The 19155-nt window shown below is 71.6% G+C and carries 15 protein-coding genes and 2 tRNA genes; 11 read left to right on the top strand and 6 right to left on the bottom strand.

Going from position 1 to position 19155, the window contains the following annotated elements; translation table 11 throughout:
* Positions 1-115 precede the first annotated feature (115 nt).
* Positions 116-1117 carry an ornithine carbamoyltransferase gene (argF, locus tag AB0P06_RS14450; RefSeq protein WP_363607575.1) on the top strand — a complete coding sequence of 334 codons (1002 nt, stop codon included), beginning with the start codon at positions 116-118 and terminating at the stop codon, positions 1115-1117.
* A 1-nt stretch (position 1118) separates the two neighbouring features.
* On the opposite strand, the gene AB0P06_RS14445 is transcribed toward argF, so the two are convergent.
* The gene (locus AB0P06_RS14445; protein WP_363607574.1) at positions 1119-1685 is read right to left on the bottom strand and encodes a superoxide dismutase family protein; all 567 of its coding nucleotides are present in this window, start codon (positions 1683-1685) and stop codon (positions 1119-1121) included.
* 137 nt (positions 1686-1822) lie between these two features.
* A complete protein-coding gene (locus AB0P06_RS14440) occupies positions 1823-2230 on the bottom strand; it encodes a type II toxin-antitoxin system VapC family toxin (RefSeq protein ID WP_363607573.1) in 408 nt (135 codons plus the stop codon).
* A gap of 401 nt (positions 2231-2631) precedes the next feature.
* Between AB0P06_RS14440 and acnA the strand changes: the two genes are divergently transcribed.
* The gene (acnA, locus tag AB0P06_RS14435) at positions 2632-5289 is read left to right on the top strand and encodes an aconitate hydratase AcnA (protein WP_363607572.1); all 2658 of its coding nucleotides are present in this window, start codon (positions 2632-2634) and stop codon (positions 5287-5289) included.
* A gap of 176 nt (positions 5290-5465) precedes the next feature.
* The gene (locus AB0P06_RS14430) at positions 5466-6767 is read left to right on the top strand and encodes a glycoside hydrolase family 18 protein (RefSeq protein WP_363607571.1); all 1302 of its coding nucleotides are present in this window, start codon (positions 5466-5468) and stop codon (positions 6765-6767) included.
* Between the two features lie 85 nt (positions 6768-6852).
* On the opposite strand, the gene pepN is transcribed toward AB0P06_RS14430, so the two are convergent.
* Entirely contained in the window at positions 6853-9417 is a 2565-nt protein-coding gene (gene pepN / locus AB0P06_RS14425; protein ID WP_363607570.1) for an aminopeptidase N, read from the bottom strand.
* A gap of 221 nt (positions 9418-9638) precedes the next feature.
* On the opposite strand from pepN, the gene AB0P06_RS14420 reads away from it, so the two are divergent.
* Positions 9639-10271: a DsbA family protein gene (locus AB0P06_RS14420; RefSeq protein WP_363607569.1), complete on the top strand. Its 633-nt coding sequence runs from the start codon at positions 9639-9641 to the stop codon at positions 10269-10271.
* Positions 10272-10341: 70 nt separating this feature from the next.
* On the opposite strand, the gene AB0P06_RS14415 is transcribed toward AB0P06_RS14420, so the two are convergent.
* Complete coding sequence (locus AB0P06_RS14415) at positions 10342-11751, bottom strand: amino acid permease (protein ID WP_363607568.1); 1410 nt, start codon at positions 11749-11751, stop codon at positions 10342-10344.
* A gap of 289 nt (positions 11752-12040) precedes the next feature.
* On the opposite strand from AB0P06_RS14415, the gene AB0P06_RS14410 reads away from it, so the two are divergent.
* From AB0P06_RS14410 to AB0P06_RS14395, 4 genes are all read left to right on the top strand, one after another.
* A complete protein-coding gene (locus tag AB0P06_RS14410) occupies positions 12041-12640 on the top strand; it encodes a biotin transporter BioY (protein WP_363607567.1) in 600 nt (199 codons plus the stop codon).
* A 47-nt stretch (positions 12641-12687) separates the two neighbouring features.
* Complete coding sequence (locus tag AB0P06_RS14405) at positions 12688-13173, top strand: ribose-5-phosphate isomerase (protein ID WP_363607566.1); 486 nt, start codon at positions 12688-12690, stop codon at positions 13171-13173.
* A 460-nt stretch (positions 13174-13633) separates the two neighbouring features.
* A complete protein-coding gene (locus tag AB0P06_RS14400) occupies positions 13634-14788 on the top strand; it encodes a PP2C family protein-serine/threonine phosphatase (protein WP_363607565.1) in 1155 nt (384 codons plus the stop codon).
* A gap of 492 nt (positions 14789-15280) precedes the next feature.
* Positions 15281-15475, top strand: a complete 195-nt coding sequence (locus AB0P06_RS14395; RefSeq protein WP_363607564.1) for a hypothetical protein — start codon at positions 15281-15283, stop codon at positions 15473-15475.
* A gap of 50 nt (positions 15476-15525) precedes the next feature.
* Here the strand turns inward: AB0P06_RS14395 and AB0P06_RS14390 are convergent, their stop codons facing one another.
* Entirely contained in the window at positions 15526-16323 is a 798-nt protein-coding gene (locus tag AB0P06_RS14390; protein ID WP_363607563.1) for a DUF6348 family protein, read from the bottom strand.
* A 186-nt stretch (positions 16324-16509) separates the two neighbouring features.
* On the opposite strand from AB0P06_RS14390, the gene AB0P06_RS14385 reads away from it, so the two are divergent.
* On the top strand, positions 16510-17124 hold the full coding sequence (locus tag AB0P06_RS14385) for a hypothetical protein (protein ID WP_363607562.1): 615 nt from the start codon (positions 16510-16512) through the stop codon (positions 17122-17124).
* A gap of 92 nt (positions 17125-17216) precedes the next feature.
* Here AB0P06_RS14385 and AB0P06_RS14380 read toward each other — a convergent pair.
* Positions 17217-17290 (bottom strand) — tRNA-Gly (locus AB0P06_RS14380).
* A gap of 145 nt (positions 17291-17435) precedes the next feature.
* On the opposite strand from AB0P06_RS14380, the gene AB0P06_RS14375 reads away from it, so the two are divergent.
* Together AB0P06_RS14375 and AB0P06_RS14370 are read left to right on the top strand one after the other, a co-directional pair.
* A tRNA-Pro gene (locus tag AB0P06_RS14375) sits at positions 17436-17509 on the top strand.
* Positions 17510-17618: 109 nt separating this feature from the next.
* A complete protein-coding gene (locus AB0P06_RS14370) occupies positions 17619-19073 on the top strand; it encodes an MDR family MFS transporter (RefSeq protein WP_363607561.1) in 1455 nt (484 codons plus the stop codon).
* The last annotated feature ends 82 nt before the right edge of the window (positions 19074-19155 follow it).

Raw genomic sequence — 19155 nt, 5'->3', positions numbered from 1 at the left:
TACGGGCCCTACGGTCGTTCCGTGGGGCCCGTACCACCGTAGTTATTGCATACAAATTCCGAGTATCGTATACAATTTCCGCTTCATCTCCGTCCCGTCACCCCAGGAGCCCGGCATGGCGTTCAACCTCCGGAACAGGCACTTCCTCAAGGAGCTCGACTTCACGCCCCAGGAGTTCCGCTTCCTGGTGGACCTCGCCGCCCAGCTCAAGGCGGCGAAGTACGCGGGCACCGAGCAGCCCCGGCTGCGCGGCAAGAACATCGCGCTGATCTTCGAGAAGACCTCCACCCGGACGCGCTGCGCCTTCGAGGTCGCCGCCCACGACCAGGGCGCGACCACCACCTACCTGGACCCGGCCGGCTCGCAGATCGGCCACAAGGAGTCGATCAAGGACACCGCTCGGGTGCTCGGCCGGATGTTCGACGGCATCGAGTACCGGGGCCACGGCCAGGAGATCGTCGAGGAGCTGGCCGCGTTCGCCGGTGTTCCGGTCTGGAACGGCCTCACCGACGAGTGGCACCCCACCCAGATGCTCGCCGACGTGCTGACGATCAAGGAGCACACCGCCAAGCCGCTCACCGAGGTTGCCCTCGCCTACCTCGGCGACGCCCGCTCCAACATGGGCAACTCGCTGCTCGTGACCGGCGCCCTGCTCGGCATGGACATCCGGATCGTCGCGCCCCGTGCGCTCTGGCCGGCCGAGGACGTCCAGAAGGCGGCCAACGCGCTCGCCGAGTCCACCGGTGCCCGGATCACCCTCACCGAGGACGTGGACGCGGGCGTGGCCGGTGCCGACTTCCTCTACACCGACGTCTGGGTCTCGATGGGTGAGCCCAAGGAGGTCTGGGCCGAGCGGATCGCCCTGCTCAAGCCGTACCAGGTGTCGATGGACACCGTCCGGGCCACCGGCAACCCGGCCGTGCGGTTCCTGCACTGTCTGCCCGCCTTCCACGACCTCGGCACGGTGGTCGGGCAGCAGATGCACGAGGCGACCGGGATGTCCGAGCTGGAGTGCACCGACGAGTTGTTCGAGTCGGAGCACTCCATCGTGTTCGACCAGGCGGAGAACCGCCTGCACACCATCAAGGCCGTGCTGGTCGCCACTCTCGGGGCGTAGCTCAGAACTCCAGGTTCACACAGGCGGCCCGGTCGCCCGCGCCGTGCGGGCCGGCCGGGCTGCCGGCGTGCAGCACCAGCGAGCGCGCCTCGCCCGGCCGGGGGTGCCAGGCCACAGAGGTCGTCGCAGCGGCGTCGCCCCGGTCGTCGGTGTGCAGGGTCAGCCGCAGCTCGTTGCTCTCATTGGCGTACGCGGGGTCGGTGGACGGCTGCACCGGGTCCACGGCGTCCTGGTAGTGCGGGCCGGACGCGGCAGGGTCGGCGCCGCACGTACCGGTGTGCAGATGGGCCGGGAAGTCATGGTCCGGGGCGAGGCCGGCGGTGGTCAGCGTCAGCACCGTCCGCCCGGCCACCGTGCGGTCCACCACCACCCGGACGTGGGAGCCGTAGGGCACCAGGTCCGGTGCGTGGCTGATGGCGGCCGGCGGGACGAAGGCCGTGGCCGGATCGAAGTCGGCCTCGATCACCAGGAGCGGCAGGGCGGGGACGGCGGTCGAAGCCGTTGCGGCGGGCGCGGCGGGCGCCAGCAGGGCGAGCGGGAGCAGCGCGGCGGCGTACGAAGCGGGCATCGGAGGGCCTTTCGGGGCTGCGGAACGGGCGTGCCCCCTGCTCAACGGCTGCCGCCCCGAACGGACACCCCCGCCAACGGACACCCCCGCCCATGAGTCCGCCCCGGCCCGCCCGCCCGCCCGCACCTCGCCCGGTCTCACTCCGCCGAGCGCCGGATGCCCCGGATCTCGCAGCGCGGTCCGCTGGCGCGCATCAGCCGCAGGTCCGCCGTCACCAGCGGCGCCCCGTACTGTTCGGCGACCGCTACATAGGCGGCGTCGTCCGGGGTGAGGTTGTCCTTGAGTTCCCAGATCCGGCCGAGCAGCGGTGCCAGTTCGACCTTCCGGATCGCCAGTGAGGGCAGCCGGGCCGTGAGCTCGCCGACCCGTTCGGCGGTGAGCTCCTTCGCCAGGTAGAGCCCGCGCAGCGACTGCATCACCTCGATCAGCAGGTGTTCGGGGGCGACCCACTCGCCGCCCGCCGCGAGTTCGGCCCGGGCGGCCTCCCCGCGCTCGCCCTCGTCCGCCAGCGCGAGCACCAGTGCCGACGCGTCCACCACGATCATCAGTAGGCCCCCGGCCTGTCCCAGCGTGTCAACTGACGGCCACCGTACCCGGGCGCGGAGCCGCCGGGAGGGGAGGGGGGAGAGCCCGGAGGGAGGGGAGCGCGGGGTGCGAGGGGAGGCCCGGAGGGGGTGTTCCGGCGACGGGAAGGCCGTCGAAAAGCTGCGCGAAGGCCGCTGGTGGGCGGAGGGTGGAGTGGGGGGTGGTGCCGACGTGGTGAACGCGGCACCATGCACTATGGTTTATCTCGACATCGAGATAACTGCCCACTACGATATATCTCGACATCAAGATACTTGCCGAGAGGCGCTCGCCGGCGATGCGGGAAAGGTAAGCCTAAGTAAGGCTGACCTTACCACCGCGTGGGCCGGATACCGCACGAAGCACCTAGAAGGAGTCAGTCGTGTCCGCGAACAGCTTCGACGCCCGCAGCTCGCTGCAGGTGGGCGACGAGTCGTACGAGATCTTCAAGCTCTCCGCCGTCGAGGGTTCCGAGCGGCTGCCGTACAGCCTCAAGGTGCTGCTGGAGAACCTGCTCCGCACGGAGGACGGCGCGAACATCACCGCCGACCACATCCGCGCCCTCGGCAACTGGGACGCCACCGCCCAGCCGAGCCAGGAGATCCAGTTCACCCCGGCCCGCGTGATCATGCAGGACTTCACCGGTGTGCCGTGCGTGGTCGACCTCGCCACCATGCGTGAGGCCGTCAAGGAGCTGGGCGGCGACCCGGCCAAGATCAACCCGCTGGCCCCGGCCGAGCTGGTCATCGACCACTCCGTCATCGCCGACAAGTTCGGCACCCCGGACGCCTTCGTCCAGAACGTCGAGATCGAGTACGGCCGCAACAAGGAGCGCTACCAGTTCCTGCGCTGGGGCCAGACCGCGTTCGACGAGTTCAAGGTCGTCCCGCCCGGCACCGGCATCGTCCACCAGGTGAACATCGAGCACCTGGCCCGTACCGTCATGGTCCGCGGCGGCCAGGCGTACCCGGACACCTGCGTCGGCACCGACTCGCACACCACCATGGTCAACGGCCTGGGCGTGCTGGGCTGGGGCGTCGGCGGCATCGAGGCCGAGGCCGCGATGCTGGGCCAGCCGGTCTCCATGCTGATCCCGCGCGTGGTCGGCTTCAAGCTCAACGGCCAGCTGCCGGCCGGCACCACCGCCACCGACCTGGTGCTCACCATCACCGAGATGCTGCGCAAGCACGGTGTGGTCGGCAAGTTCGTCGAGTTCTACGGCGAGGGCGTCTCGGCGATCCCGCTGGCCAACCGCGCCACCATCGGCAACATGTCGCCGGAGTTCGGCTCGACCTGTGCGATCTTCCCGATCGACGCCGAGACCATCAGCTACCTGAAGCTCACCGGCCGCGACGAGCAGCAGCTCGCCCTGGTCGAGGCGTACGCCAAGGAGCAGGGCCTCTGGCACGACCCGTCGGTCGAGCCGGTCTACTCCGAGTACCTCGAGCTGGACGTCTCCACCGTCGTCCCGTCGATCTCCGGCCCGAAGCGCCCGCAGGACCGCGTGATCCTGGCCGAGGCCGCCGAGAAGTTCGCCGAGGCGCTGCCGGCCTACTCCGCCGAGGCCTCGAAGCCGACCACCGTCACCGCCCCCGACGGCTCGACGTACGAGATCGACAACGGCGCGGTCGTGATCGCCTCGATCACCTCCTGCACCAACACCTCCAACCCCTCCGTCATGCTGGGCGCCGCCCTGCTGGCGAAGAAGGCCGTGGAGAAGGGCCTGCGGGTCCAGCCCTGGGTCAAGACCACCCTGGCGCCCGGCTCCAAGGTCGTCATGGACTACTACGAGAAGGCCGGCCTCCTCCCGTACATGGAGAAGCTGGGCTTCAACCTGGTCGGCTACGGCTGCGTCACCTGCATCGGCAACTCGGGCCCGCTGCCCGAGGAGGTCTCGGCCGCCGTCAACGAGGCCGACCTGGCGGTCGTCTCGGTGCTCTCCGGCAACCGCAACTTCGAGGGCCGGATCAACCCGGACGTCAAGATGAACTACCTGGCCTCGCCGCCGCTGGTGGTCGCCTACGCCCTCGCCGGCAACATGAACATCGACATCGCCAAGGACGCCCTGGGTCAGGACGCCGACGGCAACGATGTCTTCCTCGCCGACATCTGGCCGTCCGAGAAGGAGGTCGCCGACGTCGTCGCGGGCTCCATCGACGAGGCCATGTTCGACAAGGGCTACCAGGACGTCTTCGCGGGCGACCACCGCTGGCAGTCGCTGCCCGTCCCGACCGGCAACACCTTCGAGTGGGACGCCGAGTCCACCTACGTCCGCAAGCCCCCGTACTTCGAGGGCATGGCCAAGACCCCGAGCCCGGTGACCGACATCGCCGGCGCCCGCGTCCTGGCCAAGCTGGGCGACTCGGTCACCACCGACCACATCTCCCCGGCCGGCAACATCAAGCCGGGCACCCCGGCGGCGCAGTACCTGACCGCCAACGGTGTGGAGAAGCGCGACTTCAACTCGTACGGCTCGCGCCGTGGCAACCACGAGGTGATGATCCGCGGCACCTTCGCCAACATCCGTCTGCGCAACCAGATCGCGCCGGGCACCGAGGGCGGCTACACCCGCGACTTCACCCAGGCCGACGGCCCGGTGTCGTTCATCTACGACGCCGCGCAGAACTACCAGGCCGCCGGCACCCCGCTGGTCGTCCTGGCCGGCAAGGAGTACGGCTCCGGCTCGTCCCGTGACTGGGCCGCCAAGGGCACCGCGCTGCTGGGCGTCAAGGCCGTCATCGCCGAGTCGTACGAGCGCATCCACCGCTCGAACCTGATCGGCATGGGCGTCCTGCCGCTGCAGTTCCCGGAGGGCGAGAACGCCGACTCCCTCGGCCTGACCGGCGAGGAGACCTTCTCCTTCACCGGTGTGACCGAGCTCAACGAGGGCCGCACCCCGGCGACCGTCAAGGTCAAGGCGGTCGGCGCGGCCGCGACCATCGAGTTCGACGCGGTCGTCCGCATCGACACCCCCGGTGAGGCGGACTACTACCGCAACGGCGGCATCCTGCAGTACGTGCTGCGCAGCCTGATCGGCTGACAGTCGGGGCGGCGGGGCTGATCCCCCGTCGGTAAAGAGACAGTCAAGAGGCCGGATCGCGTCACTGTGGTCCGGCCTCTTGTGCGTCTCGATCAAATGGACTAAACCTCTGTGTCAGCTTGGTCCAGACCATTTGATGCTGAATCAGAGAAAGCCGCAGGTCTTCTCGTATGCGCATGCTCAGTCGTACCGCTGCCCTCATCGCCGCCGCCACGGTGGCCGCCACGATCGCCGCCCCCACGGCCCAGGCCCAGGACCGTGACAACGGCCCGAAGCTCAAGGGGCAGCGGGTCGGCTACTTCACCCAGTGGGGCGCCGACAGCTCCGCCAAGCGGGTGCAGGAGTCCGGCCAGGCCGGGAAGATCACCGTCATCAACTACGCCTTCGGCAACGTCTCCGCCGACGGCACCTGCTTCGAGACCAACGACGCGGGCCAGGGCGACGCCCTGAACGACTACCAGCGCCCGTTCAGCGCCGCGGAGTCGGTGGACGGCGTGGCCGACACCGCCGACCAGCAGCTCAAGGGCCACTTCAACCAGCTGCGCAAGCTCAAGGCCAAGAACCCGCAGCTGAAGACGGTGATCTCGCTCGGCGGCTGGAGCTGGTCCAAGTACTTCTCGGACGCGGCCGCCACGGACGCCTCCCGCAAGAAGTTCGTCTCCTCCTGCGTCGACCTCTACCTCAAGGGCAACCTGCCCCGCCTCGGCACCGCGGAGGGCGGCACGGGTGTGGCCGCGGGCGTCTTCGACGGCATCGACCTCGACTGGGAGTACCCGGGCGGCGGCGGTGACGAGGGCAACATCGTCCGGCCCGAGGACGGCCGCAACTTCACCCTGCTGGTGCAGGAGTTCCGCCGCCAGCTGGACGCGCTCAGCGGCAAGAAGGGCCCGCACTACCTGCTGACCGCCGCCGTGGCCGCCAACGAGACCGTCGCGGACCGGCTGGAGCTGCCGGAGCTGGCCCGGTCGATCGACTGGCTCAACCTGATGACCTACGACCTGCACGGCCCGTGGGAGGGCAAGGGCCCGACCAACCACCAGGCCAACCTCTACTCCGACCCGCACGACCCCGAGCCGCGCCAGCGCAGCGCGGACAAGGCCGTCGACCACTACGCCCAGCTCGGCCTGCCGTCCCAGCAGACCGTGCTCGGCACGCCGCTCTACGGCCACGGCTGGACGAACGTCCCGGCCGGCAACCGCGACGGCCTGCACCAGCCGGCCAGCAGCGCCGCCCCCGACCTGTCCTACAAGGAGATCAACGCGCTGCCCGGCAAGGTCTACGTCGACCGCGACCACGGCGCGTCCTGGAAGTACGACGGCAGCACCTTCTACAGCTACGACAGCGCCGAGGTGCTCACCGAGAAGGCCCGCTACGCCCGTTGGAACGACCTGGCCGGTGTGATGGTCTGGTCGCTGGACGGCGACGACGCCCAGGGCAGCGGGATCGCCGCCCTGGACCGCGGTCTGCGCGGCAACTGAGGCCCGCCGCAGGCTGACAGGCCCCGCAAACCGAGGACCCCGCCGCGAACGTTCGCGGCGGGGTCCTCCCTTCGGACGGCCGGGCTCAGCCGCGGTCGCAGGCCTGCGCGGAGAGCGCCCGGGCCAGGTCGTCACGGCACTCCAGCACCAGCCGGCGCAGCGCGGGCGCGGCGCCCGGGTGGCCGTCGAGCCAGCCGTCCACCTCGGCCAGGGTCTGCTCGCTGGTCTGCGCGCGGGGGAAGAAGCCGCCGACGATCCGCATCGCGATCTCGATCGTGCGCTCGGCCCAGACCCGCTCCAGCAGCTTGAAGTACGGCGCCGCGTACAGCGCGGTGAGGTCGCGGTGGGCGGGCACCGCGAAGCCCGCGATGTTCGCCTCGACCAGGGCGTTGGGCAGTTCGTCCGAGTCGATCACGGCCGACCAGGCGGCGGCCTTGGCCTCGGCGGTCGGCCGGGCGGCCAGGCACTCGGTGTACTGCCGCTTCCCACTGGCGGTGTGGTCGGCCTTCAGCTCCTCGGCCAGCTCCTCGTCGGTGGCCTGGCCGGCCACCGCCAGTGCCAGCCAGAGCGACCAGCGCAGCTCCTGGTCCACGTCCAGGCCGTCGATCCGGGCGGTGCCGGCCAGCAGGCCGCGCACCAGGCCGAGGTGCTCGGAACCACTGGCGGTCTGCGCCAGGAAGCGGGCCCAGGCCAGCTGGTGGTCGCTGCCGGGGGCGGCGGCGCGCAGCTCGCGCAGCGCGCCGTCGGCCAGCAGCCGGCCGCCCTCGCCGCGCCAGGCCGGGTCGGCGTACAGGTCGACGGCGCTCCTGGCCTGCTGGTGCAGCGACTGCAGCACGCCGATGTTGGACTCCTGCCCGGCGAAGCGCAGCACCAGGGCGACGTAGTCGTGGGCCGGCATCAGGCTGTCGCGGGTCAGGTTCCACACCGCGGACCAGGCGAGCGCCCGGGCCAGGTCGCTCCGGATGTCGCCGAGACCGGTGCGCAGCGTCTCCAACGACTCGGCGTCGAAACGGATCTTGCAGTACGTCAGGTCGTCGTCGTTGAGCAGCACCAGCGCGGGCCGGGCGCGGCCGACGGCCTCGGCGACCACGGTGCGGGCGCCGGTGACGTCCAGCTCGATCCGCTCGGTGCGCACCAGCGTGCCGTCGGCGTCCCGGTCGTAGAGGCCGACCGCGATCCGGTGCGGGCGCAGGGTCTCGCCGTCCTGGAGGAGGGCGAGTTCGGTGATCCGGCCCTCGGAGTCCACCGTGACCTGCGGGGTGAGCGAGTTGACACCGGCGGTCTGCAGCCAGGTGGCGGCCCAGGACTTGAGGTCGCGGCCGCTGGTCTCCTCCAGGATGTCCAGCAGGTCGGTGAGTTCGGTGTTGCCGAAGGCGTGCCGCTTGAAGTAGCGGCGGGCGCCCTCGAAGAAGGCCTCCGAACCGGCGTACGCCACCAGTTGCTTGAGCACCGAGGCGCCCTTGGCGTAGGTGATGCCGTCGAAGTTGAGCTTGGCGTCCTCGAGGTCGCGGATGTCCGCGGTGATCGGGTGGGTGGTCGGGAACTGGTCCTGCCGGTAGGCCCAGGCCTTGCGCTGGTTGGCGAAGGTGACCCAGGCGCCGGAGTAGCGGGTGCGGGCGCCGATCAGCGCGTAGGAGCCCATGAAGTCGGCGAACGACTCCTTCAGCCACAGGTCGTCCCACCAGCGCATGGTGACCAGGTCGCCGAACCACATGTGGGCCATCTCGTGCAGGATGACGTTGGCCCGGCTCTCGTAGGCGGCGTCGGTGACCCTCGAACGGAAGATGAACTCCTCGCGGAAGGTCACGCAGCCCGGGTTCTCCATCGCGCCGATGTTGTACTCGGGCACGAAGGCCTGGTCGTACTTGCCGAAGGGGTACGGGTAGTCGAACTCCTCGTGGAAGAAGTCGAGTCCGAGCTTGGTGACGCCGAGGATCTCGTCCGCGTCGAAGTAGGGCGCGAGCGACTTGCGGCACAGCGCGGAGAGCGGGATCTCCAGGGTGGTGCCGTCGGGCAGCACGCGGCTGTAGTGGTCGCGGGCGACGTGGTACGGGCCGGCGACGACGGCGGTCAGATAGGTGGAGATCGGCTGGGTGGGGGCGAACTCCCAGACGCGGGCGGCGCCTTCGTCGGTCACGCGCTCGTGGACGGCGTTGGACCGGACGTCCCAGGCGGCCGGCGCGGCGACGGTGAAGGTGAACGGCGCCTTCAGGTCGGGCTGTTCGAAGTCGGCGAAGACCCGGCGGGCGTCGGCCGGCTCGTAGTGGGTGTAGAGGTAGGTCTCGCCGTCCACCGGGTCGGTGAAGCGGTGCAGGCCCTCGCCGGTGCGGCTGTACGCGCAGTCGGCGTCCACGACGAGGACGTTCTCCGCGGCCAGGCCGTCGACGTGCACCCGGGCGCCGTCGAAGGCGGTGGCCGGGTCGAGCGCGCGGCCGTTGAGGACGACCGAGCGCACGGTGGGGGCGAGCAGGTCGAGGAAGGTCGAGGCGCCCGGCTCGGTGCAGCGGAAGGCGATCGCGGTGGTGGAGCGGAAGGTGGCGGCCGCCGGGTCGGGGGCGGAGGTCACGTCCAGCCGGACCTGGTAGCCGTCCACGGCCAGGATGCTGGCCCGCTGCTGGGCTTCGTCGCGGCTCAGGTTCTTACCCGGCACGGCGGTACTCCTTTGTCCGGCTCGCATGGTGGTGCGTTCATCGGGTGATGCGGTCTGGGTGCGGTGTCGTACGCACCGATGGCATCCTTTCACGGCTCGCCACGCCGGTACCATTGCACAGGCCGACTCCGTCGTCCCGGAATCAGCGGTGCGGGGCGGGCGTTGGGTCCGGGGAAGACCCCGTGCGGGGCCCGCCTCACCACTCACGAAGGACGACAGCCGTGACGACTGCCGCTGAGCGCAAGACCGCCGACTTCTGGTTCGACCCGGCCTGCCCGTGGGCCTGGATGACGTCCCGCTGGCTGATCGAGGTCCAGCAGCTCCGCCCGGTGGACGTGAACTGGCACGTGATGAGCCTGTCCGTGCTGAACGAGCACCGTGATCTTCCGCAGGAGTACCGCGACCTGCTGGACAACGCCTGGGGCGCGGTCCGGGTCTGCGTCGCCGCCGCCCAGAAGCACGGGGAGGAGGTGCTCGGGCGGCTCTACACCGAGCTGGGCACCCGCTTCCACAACCAGGCCCTGCCGCAGAACCGCGAGACCGTCGAGGCCGCCCTGGTCGCGGCCGGCCTGCCGGCCGAGCTGGCCGACGCGGCCGACACCGACGCGTACGACGAGGCCCTGCGCGCCTCGCACCAGGAGGGCATCACCCTGGTCGGCGAGGACGTCGGCACCCCGGTGATCGCGGTCGAGGGCGTGGACGGCGAGCGGGTCGCCTTCTTCGGCCCGGTGGTCACCCCGGCCCCGCGCGGCGAGGCCGCCGCCCGGCTGTGGGACGGCACCCTGCTGGTCGCCTCCACCCCCGGCTTCTACGAGATCAAGCGCACCCGCACGGCGGGCCCGTCCTTCGAGTAGCCCCGGCAGCGCACACCACGAGGGCCCGGTACCGACGCGAGCGGTACCGGGCCCTCGTGCTGTGCCGTTCTCAGTGCGCCCGGACGTCCCGGCGCTGCTTGAGCAGGCCCGCCGCGGACAGCACGGCGACCAGCACACCGGCCGCGTACAGCTGTTGCCGGTTGCCCTCGGTGGTGGTCATCAGCCCGAGGATGCCGACCACGGCGGCCATCGCGATCCAGGTCAGGTACGGGTAGCCCCACATCCTGACGCTGAGCAGCTCGGGTGCCTCGCGCTCCAGCCGGCGGCGCATCCGCAGCTGGACGACGCAGATGAACAGCCAGACCACCAGGATGGCGACGCCGGTGGTGTTCATCAGCCAGGTGAAGACGGTGTCCGGCCAGAACTTGGCGGCCAGGACCGCGGCGAAGCCGAACAGGCAGGAGGCCAGCACGGCCCGCCGGGGCACCCCGCCGCCGACCTTCGCCAGCGCCTTGGGCCCCTGGCCGCGGCCGACCAGCGAGTACGCCATCCGGGAGGCGCCGTAGATGTTGGCGTTCATCGCGGAGAGCAGGGCGATCAGCACCACGGCCTCCATGATCGTCCCGGCACCGGGCACGCCCAGGTGGCGCAGGACCGTCACGTAGGGGCCGTTCTGCACGACCGCCGGGTCCTTCCAGGAGACCAGGGTGACGACCAGGGCCATCGAGCCGATGTAGAAGATCGCGATGCGCCAGACCGCCGTGCGCACCGCGTTGGCGACGTTCTTCTTGGGGTCGTCGGACTCGGCGGCGGCGATGGTGACGGTCTCCAGACCGCCGTAGGCGAACACCGAGGCGAGCAGGCCGACGATCAGCCCGCTGACGCCGGTGGGCAGGAAGCCGCCCTGGCCGGTGAGGTTGTGGGTGCCGGGCGCGCCAGGGCCGAGCACGCCGGCGACGCCGAGCGCGCCGAGCACCAGGAAGGCGATGATCGCGGCGACCTTGATGGCGGCGAACCAGAACTCGAACTCGCCGAAGTTCTTCACCGCGGTGAGGTTGCTGGCGCAGAAGAAGACCATGAACAGGGCGACCCAGACCCAGGACGAGACGCCGGGGACCCAGCCGTTGACGATCCGCCCGGCGGCGGTGGCCTCGGCGGCGACGCCGCAGCAGAGCATCACCCAGTACATCCAGCCGGCGGTGATCCCGGCCCAGGGACCGAGCTCCTTCTCGGCGTGCACGGAGAAGGAGCCGGAGGCCGGGCGCGCGGCCGACATCTCGCCGAGCATCCGCATGATCAGCATGACCAGCAGGCCGGAGAAGGTGAACGCCAGGATGATGGCGGGCCCGGCCGCCGCGATGCCCGCCCCGGAGCCGACGAAGAGGCCGGCGCCGATCACCCCGCCCAGCGCGATCATCGAGAGGTGACGCTGCTTGAGGCCGTGGGAGAGCTGCTGGCCGCCGGCCGGGGAAGCGGTGGAGGTCGTCCCCGGCGTCGACGGCGCGGTGGTACGGGCCATGAGGGTGGATCCAGACTGTTCGGAATGCGGTGCGATTTGCCCAATATCCGGTGACACGGCTGTCCATGCCAAGAATGCCCCATTCCGGACCACGATGCGGACCGGCCGGTGACGGTAAGCGGCGCAGGAGATCACATTGCGTCGTCTCGGCCGGACCCGACAACGTCCGCCCGCGGCGGTTTGTCAGGTTCCCCGACGGTGACGAAGTGGATCAGCGCGTAGGTTCACAGATGTTCACTCACCTGATCATCCGATCGCCGACCCGTCCCCACCGTGCGGAGGAACCCCGATGGCCACTGCCAGCACCCCGATACCGAGCCGCGCCGTTCTGGCCGACCTGCTGCCCGCCGCGAGCACCCGGCTGGGCGCCCAGGTCCGCGACCTGGCCCTGGTGGCCGGCGGCGCCGCCCTGACCGGTGTGGCCGCCCAGCTCTCGGTGAACATCCCCGGCTCGCCGGTGCCCGTCACCGGCCAGACCTTCGCCGCGCTGCTGGTCGGCACCGCGCTGGGGGCCCGCCGGGGCATCGCCTCGCTCGGCCTCTACCTGCTCGCCGGCCTGGCGGGCCTGCCCTGGTTCGCCGAGGGCACCTCCGGCTGGGCGATGCCCTCGCTCGGCTATGTGCTCGGCTTCGTCCTCGCGGCCGGCCTCACCGGCGCGCTGGCCCGCCGCGGCGCCGACCGCACCCCGCTGAACACCGCCGCCACCATGGTCCTCGGCAGCCTCGCCATCTACGCCGTCGGCGTGCCGTACCTGGCCTTCTCGCTGGACGTCCCGCTGGCCCGGGCCGCCGAGCTGGGCCTCTACCCGTACCTGGTCGGCGACGCCCTGAAGGCCGCCTTCGCGGCCGGGGCCCTGCCGCTCGCCTGGAAGCTCCTCGGCCGCCGCTGAGCGCCCCCTGCGCGGCCCGGGCGCGCGCGCATGCCACACTCATGGGCATGCGCGTGTACCTGGGCTCCGACCATGCCGGATACGAACTGAAGAACCACCTCGTGGAGTGGCTGAAGGAGGCCGGCCACGAGCCCGTCGACTGCGGGCCGCACATCTACGACGCCGCCGACGACTACCCGCCGTTCTGCCTGCGGGCCGCCGAGCGCACCGCCGCCGACCCGCAGGCGCTGGGCATCGTGATCGGTGGCTCGGGCAACGGCGAGGCGATCGCCGCCAACAAGGTCAAGGGCGTGCGGGCGGCGCTGGCCTGGAGCGAGCAGACCGCCGCGCTCGGCCGCGAGCACAACAACGCCAACGTGGTCTCCATCGGCGGCCGGATGCACACCCGGGAGGAGGCGACCAAGTTCGTCGAGGTCTTCCTCAACACCCCGTACAGCGGCGACGAGCGGCACACCCGCCGGATCGAGATGCTGAGCGACTACGAGACCACCGGCGAGCTCCCGCCCATCCCGGCCCATCACCCGCAGGGCTGATCACCCCTCCCGACTCCTTGACGGCCGGCCGCGTGTCCCCACCGCGGCCGGCCGTCGTGCGTGCGGTGGAGCGAGCGCCGGCGGCGGAGTCACCGACGCTGTCACCGCCGCCGTCACCGGCCCCGCCGACGGCTGTGTCACAGGCTGTGTCATCGGCCACAGCGCCCACGGCGCCCACTCCGCCTGGCCGGCGCGCAAACAATGGTGCGCGCGGGGCGCAGGCGCCGTCCGTGTGGTTCGTACGCCCAACCGGCGCATGCTTCCTGACGCAGCGGCTGCGACCGCCGCAATCGGCCGAAACCCGCTGACGCGCCCGCGCCACGCCGCTGCCGCCCGTGCGCGAGCCGTCGACGCCGACCCGTACCGCTGGATAGGGTCGGGCCCCATGGCTGGCAGACCGCCGGGCGCACCGCCCCAGACGACTGCGACGAGGCCCGGCGCCGCTGTGGTGTCGGACCCCGTGACGGCCCGGTTGCGCAAGAGGCTCCGCCGGGTCCGCCGAAGGCTGCGCACCGCCGGTGTCGACTACTTCCGCGGCGGCGCCGCCGACTGGCCCGTGCTCTGCGCGCTGTCCCTGCTGGTCCCGCTGCTGATCCTGCTCAACATCTGGATCCCCGCCTGGGCCCCGCCCACCTCCCTGGTGCTGCCCATCCTGGCCGCCGCCCTGCTGCTTCGCCCTGGCTCCCTGGTGGTGCTGTACGCGCTGGCCGCGCTCGGCCTCTCCGCCGAGTCCGTCATCCACACCGGCCAGCGGGTCGCCAGCGAGAACCCGGACGCCTACACCTACGGCGTCACCCCCGGCGCCGCCCTGGTGGTCGGTGCGGCCGGGGTCGGCGGTCTGCTGCTGGCCCAGTTCCGCAGCCGGGTCGGCGTGCCCTGGTGGGGCGGCTCGACCATGCTCTTCGACCTGCGCGAGCGGCTGCGGGTGCAGAGCCGCGTCCCCGAGCTGCCCGCGGGCTGGCACGCCGATATGGCGCTGCGCCCGGCCGGCGGGCAGTCCTTCTCCGGGGACTTCGTGGTCGCCGCCCGGACCGGCCCCGGCCAGCGGGTGCTGGAGGTGGTCCTCGCGGACGTCTCCGGCAAGGGCATGGACGCCGGCTCCCGGGCGCTGCTGCTCTCCGGCGCTTTCGGCGGCCTGGTCGGTTCGCTGCCCGCGCACGACTTCCTCCCCGCCGCCAACGGCTACCTGCTCCGCCAGTCCTGGGAGGAGGGCTTCGCCACCGCCGTCCACCTGGTGCTCGACCTGGACACCGGTGAGTACGAGCTGCTCTCGGCCGGGCACCTGCCGGGCATGCAGCGGCTCGCGGGCGCGGGGTGCTGGGAGATCAAGGAGGCCACCGAGGGCCCGTTGCTCGGCATCTACGACGGCGCCAAGTTCGAGGGCGTCCGCGGCCGGCTGAACCGCGGTGACGTGCTGCTGCTCTGCACCGACGGCATGGTGGAGGCGCCCGGCCGGGACCTCTCCGAGGGGATGGACCGGCTGATGGGCGAGGCCGACCGGCTGGTCCCCGGCAGCGGTCCCGACGCCGGCAGCGGCGCGGCCTCCCGGCTGATCGAGACGGTCGCCCGGGACATCAACGACGACCGCGCGGTGCTGCTGCTCTGGCGTGACTGACGCCTCCTCGGCCGCCCTTGAACGGGGCACATGCCAAGGGCAGCCGCTGTCAAGCCTGGTAGCTGATCTTCAGCCATTTCCGGTCCACCGTCAGCAGAGCGGACCAGCCTGTTCCGCTCCGGCCCGCCGGGCGTTTTCCGGCCGCTCAGCGGCGCCCCGCCGATGTTTCGTCAGAACGACTCGACTATCGTCTCGGTCGGCGGAAAGTCGTCTCGCATCGCAGGATATCGGCGTTCGACTGACAGTCAGACCTTTACGCAATCGGCACGTTCGACCACACTGAGTCCGGGCGGGACTGGTCAGGATTCGGGGGATGGGGGGCGTCACGTGCGGCAGGACAGACACCGTGCGGCCATAGCGGGCTCCCTCTCCGACCGCGACGTGTCGGACGATCCCCAATTCCGCCTCGGGACCGTCGGACAGGCCGGGGTCCGGCTTCGCAGGGGCTGCCAGCCGATGGCGTCCCGCTATGAAACGAGGAAGTGAGTCCGGGTGGCACTCTCCGTCTCCGCGCTGGTCCTGTTCGGCGTCATCTGCCTGATCTTCATCCGCAACAAGCAGCTGAAAGTCGGGCACGCCATCCTGGCCGCCCTCTTCGGCTTCATGCTCAACCAGAGCACGGCCGCCAAGCCGATCCAGGACTTCCTGAGCCAGATCGCCAAGAGCATCTCCAACATCGCCGGCTGACCGGCCGGGCCCCCGGTGGGGCCGGTGGGGGAGGGGGCCGTCCGTGCGCGTCACCGGCCGGCCCGTCTGGCCTGCCGCCAGCGGCTGAACAGTCCCCGGGGGCGCGCCGCCGCCGGGGTCCCGGGGCGGGTCGGGGCGGGCGTCAGGGCGCCCGCCGACGAGGTCTCCGGGCCCGGGTCCGCAGCGCCCGGGGCCGCCAGCAGGACGAACAGCCGGGCCCAGCAGAGCCGTTCACCACGCGGCCAGTCCAGCGCGCGCAGCGCCGCCGACGCCGCCTCCGACACCTCCCCGTTCACCCTGACCTCGGCGACGTCGTCCCCCGACTTGCCGCCGAGGAACAGCTTCACCCCGTGCAGCCTCCGGCCGGCCAGCTCCGGCAGCAGCGCGGGCGCCAGCGCGGGCAGCACCCGGTGCTCCGCCAGCCAGCCCGCCAGCCGCTCGTTGCCGAAGCCGAAGACCGCCGCCGGCCCCTGGACGGCGTGCCAGCCGGGCAGTTCGGGGTGGTCGGCGTGGTCGGCGAGCCCACCGTGCCCGTCCCGCAGCTCCACCAGCACCGAGGCGGTGGTGGTCGCCCACATCCGCACCGCGTTGGCGAGCTTCTCCTCCTCGGTCTTCCCGAGCCCCGCCGCGCAGTCCCAGACCACCGGCGCGTCGGCGCGGCCCAGGTGCAGCACGAAGCCCAGGTCGACATGGCCGGCGCCCTCGTCGCCGGGGTGCTCCCGGACGGCCACCGCGGTCGTCCCCGGGCCCCGGACCACCTCGCCGTCGGCGGTGAACTCCTGCCCGAGGCGCGCCATCTCGCGGACCACACAGCGCTGTATGACGGCCAGTCGGTCCTGGGGACGCACCGGAACTCCTTCACCTCGGGTTCGCAACGCTCTCGAACTACGGTCGAACGCCGCCGAGGCTATCGGCCCGGAGCCCCGCCGGGAAACTGTCGCGGGGTCATGGCGCGGGGCCCTCCGGTCGCGGGAATGCCCTGTATGCACCATTTTGGGTAGCGGTAACCGTAGGCCACCGCCTGGAGAACCCGCATGCCCCGCACCGACCCGAGGCCGTCTCCGCTGCTCCCGCCCGCCCCGGACGGCTCCGCTCCGGACGGCTTCGGCCCGGTCGGAGCCGCTGCGGCCGGACCCGGTCCGCTCGGGCCCGGCCTGCTCGGTTCCGGCCTGGTCGCCGAGATCGAGGCGTACCTGGCCTCACTGCCCGCCCCCGCGCGCACCCCGCCGCCGTACGTCTGTCCGCTCGGCTCCGCCCTGAGCCCCTGGCACGCCGGCTGGCCGCTGCCCAGGGCCACCCTGCTCGACCGGGTGCTCCGCCGCCCGGCCCGCCCGGTGCCGGTGACCGCCGCCGACCACCTGCGGCTCGCCTCCCGCTACATCGGCGCCTTCGGCTGGGTGCAGGGCGCGATGTGGGACACCGCCGGCCGGGTCTGCCTGCTCGGCGCCCAGGCCGCGGTCCTGGCCCACGGCTACGGGACCCCGGTCACCGTCCGCATCGCCAGGGTCCAGCTGATGGAGGTGCTGCACGCCACCGGCCGTCCGGTCGCCTCCCCGGACGAGTTCAACGACCGCCCCGCGACCAGGCAGTCCGACATCCACCGGCTGCTCGACCGCGCCGCCGCCCGCGCGCTGCGACTGGGACTCTGAAGACCCGGGCGGCGTCCGGCCGGCCCTGACGGACCCTCGGGAACGCGAACGGCCCCGGGGAGACGGTGACCGTCTCCCCGGGGCCGGGCAGTTGGAGCGGGCGACGAGAATCGAACTCGCGTGACTAGTTTGGAAGACTAGGGCTCTACCATTGAGCTACGCCCGCATGATCCTCCGGCCGTCGCCGGACGGAAGGTCGGGGAACAGCGTACCTGGTCCGGTCGGCTGCGCGCACACCACATTCGTTCCAAGGGCCTCGGACATGTCGCCGAACGGGGAGGGCCCGGCGTGTACGCTTCCTCTCGGCACCACGGGGTGTGGCGCAGTTTGGTAGCGCGTCCGCTTTGGGAGCGGAAGGCCGTCGGTTCGAATCCGGTCACCCCGACAGTGTGCGGCAGGGTCTCGCCGTCGGCGGGGCCCTGTTGTCGTTTCCCCGCCCGGTCCGGCATCGTGGGTCGTTGATTTTTCACCCAAATGCTGGAGCCCCGATGAGGATGAGTCCCAAGATCGCGGTCGGAGTCGTCTTCGTCGCCTCGCTGTTCATGTCGATCATGGACACCACGATCGTCAACGTCGCGCTGCCCGCGATCGGCCGCCAGTTCGGCACCGACCCGGCCGGGGTCGGGGTGATCAACGTCGGCTACCTGGTCAGCCTGGCGGTCTTCGTCCCGCTCTCCGGCTGGCTGGGGGACCGCTTCGGCACCCGCCGGGTCTTCCTCGTCGCGCTCGCCCTGTTCACCCTCGCCTCGCTGCTCTGCGGCGCGGCCGGCTCGATGACCTCGCTCACCCTCTACCGGATCTTCCAGGGCGCGGCCGGCGGCCTGCTCACCCCGGTCGGGATGACCATGCTCTTCCGCGCCTTCCCGCAGGAGGAGCGGATGCGGGCGACCAGGATCCTGATGCTGCCGACCGCCGTCGCGCCCGCCGCGGGGCCGGTGCTCGGCGGCTGGCTGGTGGACGGCTGGTCCTGGCACTGGGTCTTCATCGTGAACGTCCCGGTCGGCATCGCCGCGCTGGTCTTCGGCCTGCTCTTCCTGCCCGACTACCGCGCCGAGCGGGCCGGCCGGTTCGACGCGGCCGGGTTCCTGCTCTCCGCGGTCGGCTTCGGCGCCGCGATGTACGCGCTCTCCGAGGGCGCGTCCGAGGGCTGGGCCAGCGCGCGGATCCTGGTGTCGGCGCTCGTCGGCCTGCTCGCGCTGGTGGCCCTGGTGGTGGTCGAACTGCGCCTCCCGGAGCCGATGCTCGACCTGCGGCTCTTCCGGGACCGGATCTTCCGCACCACCAACCTGCTCTCGCTGTTCTCCGGCGCCGCCTTCCTCGGCATGCTCTACCTCTTCCCGCTGCTGATGCAGGACGCGCTCGGCATGGACGCCCTGCACAGCGGTCTGATGGTGTTCCCCGAGGCGCTCGGCGTGATGCTCGCCTCCCAGGTGGCGAGCCGGCTCTACCCGAGGATCGGCCCGCGCCGGATCCTGGCCGCCGGTGCCGTCGTGGTGGCCGGCTGCCTCGCCCTGATGGCCGCCATCGGCCCGGACAGCAACCTCTGGGCGGTGCGCGCGCTGATGTTCGTGACCGGCTTCGCGATGGCGCACGTCTTCATGCCCTCGCAGACCGCCGCCTTCGCCACCATCACCCCGCGCTCCACCGGCGCCGCCTCCACCCTCTACAACGCGCAGCGCCAGCTCGGCTCCGCGCTAGGGGTCGCGGTGCTCGGCACCGTGCTGACCGCCGTCGGAGCCGTCACCGTGAACGCTTCGGGTACGCCTGTGGCGAACCTCGCCGCCTATCGCGCCGCCTTCCTGACCGCCGCCGGTCTGGCCCTGGCCGCGGCCGTGATCGCCTTGCTGGTAAGGGATTCCGACGCCGTCGCCACCATGCGGCAGGTACCGGCCGGGGGTACCGGGGGCCAGGTTTCGGAGCCCGCCGCGGAGCCCGCCGCGAAGGCCTGAGCGGCCGCCGGCGGCGGTGACCTGGCGTCCGCCTTTCGTGGTACCGGTAGGATGGGGCGCTGGCGGTAGTCCCTGCGGCGTC

This window comes from Kitasatospora sp. NPDC088351 (genome assembly GCF_040685575.1).
Classification (GTDB): domain Bacteria; phylum Actinomycetota; class Actinomycetes; order Streptomycetales; family Streptomycetaceae; genus Kitasatospora.
The sequence above is the reverse complement of the archived record's forward strand: the minus strand, read 5'-3'. Positions and strand labels throughout refer to the sequence as shown.

Bases quoted from the DNA above. Each gene is read 5' to 3' on its own strand.
- argF (WP_363607575.1), top strand. From the start codon at position 116: ATGGCGTTCAACCTCCGGAACAGGCACTTCCTCAAGGAGCTCGACTTC.
- AB0P06_RS14445 (WP_363607574.1), bottom strand. From the start codon at position 1,685: ATGCCCGCTTCGTACGCCGCCGCGCTGCTCCCGCTCGCCCTGCTGGCG.
- AB0P06_RS14440 (WP_363607573.1), bottom strand. From the start codon at position 2,230: ATGATCGTGGTGGACGCGTCGGCACTGGTGCTCGCGCTGGCGGACGAG.
- AB0P06_RS14430 (WP_363607571.1), top strand. From the start codon at position 5,466: ATGCTCAGTCGTACCGCTGCCCTCATCGCCGCCGCCACGGTGGCCGCC.
- AB0P06_RS14415 (WP_363607568.1), bottom strand. From the start codon at position 11,751: ATGGCCCGTACCACCGCGCCGTCGACGCCGGGGACGACCTCCACCGCT.
- AB0P06_RS14410 (WP_363607567.1), top strand. From the start codon at position 12,041: ATGGCCACTGCCAGCACCCCGATACCGAGCCGCGCCGTTCTGGCCGAC.
- AB0P06_RS14405 (WP_363607566.1), top strand. From the start codon at position 12,688: ATGCGCGTGTACCTGGGCTCCGACCATGCCGGATACGAACTGAAGAAC.
- AB0P06_RS14385 (WP_363607562.1), top strand. From the start codon at position 16,510: ATGCCCCGCACCGACCCGAGGCCGTCTCCGCTGCTCCCGCCCGCCCCG.
- AB0P06_RS14370 (WP_363607561.1), top strand. From the start codon at position 17,619: ATGAGTCCCAAGATCGCGGTCGGAGTCGTCTTCGTCGCCTCGCTGTTC.